At 54.6% G+C, this 2844-nt stretch carries 1 protein-coding gene; it reads left to right on the plus strand.

Annotated elements, in window-relative coordinates; translation table 11 throughout:
* Window positions 1-441: 441 nt before the first annotated feature.
* Window positions 442-2022, plus strand: coding sequence for an isocitrate lyase (locus ACI1V7_RS28275; RefSeq protein WP_404536043.1), 1581 nt, complete (start codon window positions 442-444; stop codon window positions 2020-2022).
* Window positions 2023-2844: the final 822 nt, after the last annotated feature.

Below are 2844 nucleotides of genomic sequence, written 5' to 3' on the forward strand. Positions count from 1 at the left end.
TGACTTGCGTGCGCTGGCAACTCAGGGGCAAACTCCGCCCGAAATCTGGGCAGCTGTCCTAGCTGCTTGAACTCACGGGGCATTCGGCTCAGTCTGCGCTCCCTCATCCAAAATTTGCACCAGAACCAAAAATACTACGTACTGATCGAGACGCTCTGCGCCACAAGTTTTTGAGTTTTTTCCACTTCGCTAAATTGCATTCCACATCGTGGGATTCAACGCAGGGGGAAAAATACGGAATATATTGCAGTGCAAAATATCTTTCCATAATGCGGAATTAGATTTATAAGCCATTGAAACATATAGAATATTTTATATTTTTCAACCCATGACAGGTATTCGGTTCGAGCGACGTATAACTCTACAATTAGTGCATTGATTCATTTTTCAGCGCAAATAATGAGATTGACCGATTTCGATTCACTTTTTATGGAGTTCACTATGTCTGAGTACCAAAACGATATCCAAAACCTCGCTAGTCTCAAGGCGCGCTACGGCAGCGGCTGGGATGCCATCAGCCCCGAGTCCGCTGCCCGCATGCGCACCCAAAACCGCTTCCGCACCGGCCTCGACATCGCCCGCTACACCGCCGCGATCATGCGCGCGGACATGGCCAATTACGACGCCGATTCTTCGAAGTACACTCAGTCACTGGGTTGCTGGCATGGCTTTATCGGCCAGCAAAAGATGATCTCCATCAAAAAGCATTTCGGCAGCACCGAACGGCGCTACCTGTATCTGTCGGGATGGATGATCGCCGCGCTGCGCTCGGAATTCGGTCCGCTGCCAGACCAGTCGATGCACGAGAAAACGGCCGTCCCTGCACTCATCAAGGAGCTGTACACATTCCTGCGCCAGGCCGACGCACGCGAACTGGGCGGGCTGTTCCGCCAGCTCGACGCTGCCCAGGGCGACGCGCGCGCGGCGATCCAGAACAAGATCGACAATTTCACCACGCACGTCGTGCCGATCATCGCCGACATCGATGCCGGCTTCGGCAACGCGGAAGCCACCTACCTGCTGGCCAAGCAGATGATCGAGGCCGGCGCCTGCTGCATCCAGCTCGAAAACCAGGTCTCGGACGAAAAGCAGTGCGGCCACCAGGACGGCAAGGTCACGGTGCCGCACGAAGACTTCCTGGCCAAGATCCGCGCCGTGCGCTACGCCTTCCTCGAACTGGGCGTGGAGGACGGCGTGATCGTGGCGCGCACCGATTCGCTGGGCGCTGGCCTGACTAAGCAGATCGCCTACAGCCGCGAGCCGGGCGACCTGGGCGACCAGTACAACAGCTTCCTCGACGTGGAAGAAGTCACGCCCGACGCACTCGCCGATGGCGACGTGCTGATCCGGCGCGAGGGCAAGCTGCTGCGCCCGAAGCGTCTGCCCAGCAACCTGTTCCAGTTCCGCGAAGGCAGCGGCGAGGCGCGCTGCGTGCTCGACTGCATTACGGCACTCCAGAACGGCGCCGACCTGCTGTGGATCGAAACCGAGAAGCCGCACATCGCCCAGATCGGCGGCATGGTCAATGAAATCCGTAAGGTCGTTCCCAACGCAAAGCTGGTGTACAACAACAGCCCCTCGTTTAACTGGACCCTAAATTTCCGTCAGCAAGTCTATGACGGGATGAAGGACCGCGGCGAGGACGTGTCGGCTTACGATCGCTCGCACCTGATGAGCGCGGAATACGACGACTATCCGTTGGCCCGTGTGGCCGACGAGCGCATCCGCACCTTCCAGGAAGACGCCGCGCGTCAAGCTGGCATCTTCCACCATCTCATCACGCTGCCGACCTACCATACTGCTGCGCTGTCGACCGATAACTTGGCCAAGGATTATTTCGGCAAGCAAGGTATGCTGGGTTACGTGGCCGGCGTCCAGCGTAAAGAGATCCGCCAAGGCATTGCCTGTGTCAAGCACCAGAACATGTCCGGATCGGATCTCGGCGACGATCACAAGGATTACTTTAGCGGTGAGGCTGCGCTGAAGGCAGGCGGGAAGCACAATACGATGAATCAATTCTAGTGACAAAGTCGAGTCGGCAGCAATGCTGGCTCGACACAACTATGTTCACACATGCTTACCTCATTCAATGTATAGACGACTCCTACGAAATTGCTAGAGAGTGATTCTTTTCTAAAATCGGGATTTGACTAAATATATAGATCGGGTAAGGTTTTAGCACATTCGAAAAATCGACAAACGAGACTTCCAACTGTACCGGGGTTAAAATTCGGTAAGCGGAGTTTTTACAGCGAAATCAATCGCCTAATACCTGACAGCTGTAAAATTGCTCTGAATCTTAGAAAATCTCTACGGAAGCGCCACCGAGATCTGCTAGCCAGGAAGATAAAAAGCTTGCCTGTAGATAGCACCAGCGCTTCTGTTGGTTTTATACCTCGAAGCTAGAGGTGTCGATATATTGAGCAGGCGTCAAGCCAGGTTGCCGACATCGACTTCGGTATTGCATCAACGTTGGATGAGGTATCGGCTCGGCCCGAGAAGAACGGCGGCGCTGGCTGCTTGAAACCCGCGCGTGCGACGATCGCAGCCAACCAAGTTCAAACCGATGCCGAGGATAGTCCAGCAAAGACTTTCATCAACAGTGGGTTATCACGATCTTGGTAGGCTCGGGGACAAAGAAAAAAAGCTTTTGATTCTGTTTTCAACGATTGAGACGGAAGGTGTAATGGTCGTCAATCACGGTTCCCGGTCCAACCGGCTTTGTTGCACAAATCGGCCCATCAGCGGCCGAGGCGCAGCACGGGTAAACTGACGGCATGATTGCTCCCGTAAAGCTGAAGTACCGAACGACCAACTGGAAAGACTACAACGCGGCATTGAAAG

Source organism: Massilia paldalensis (assembly GCF_044901715.1).
Lineage (GTDB): Bacteria > Pseudomonadota > Gammaproteobacteria > Burkholderiales > Burkholderiaceae_D > Telluria > Telluria paldalensis.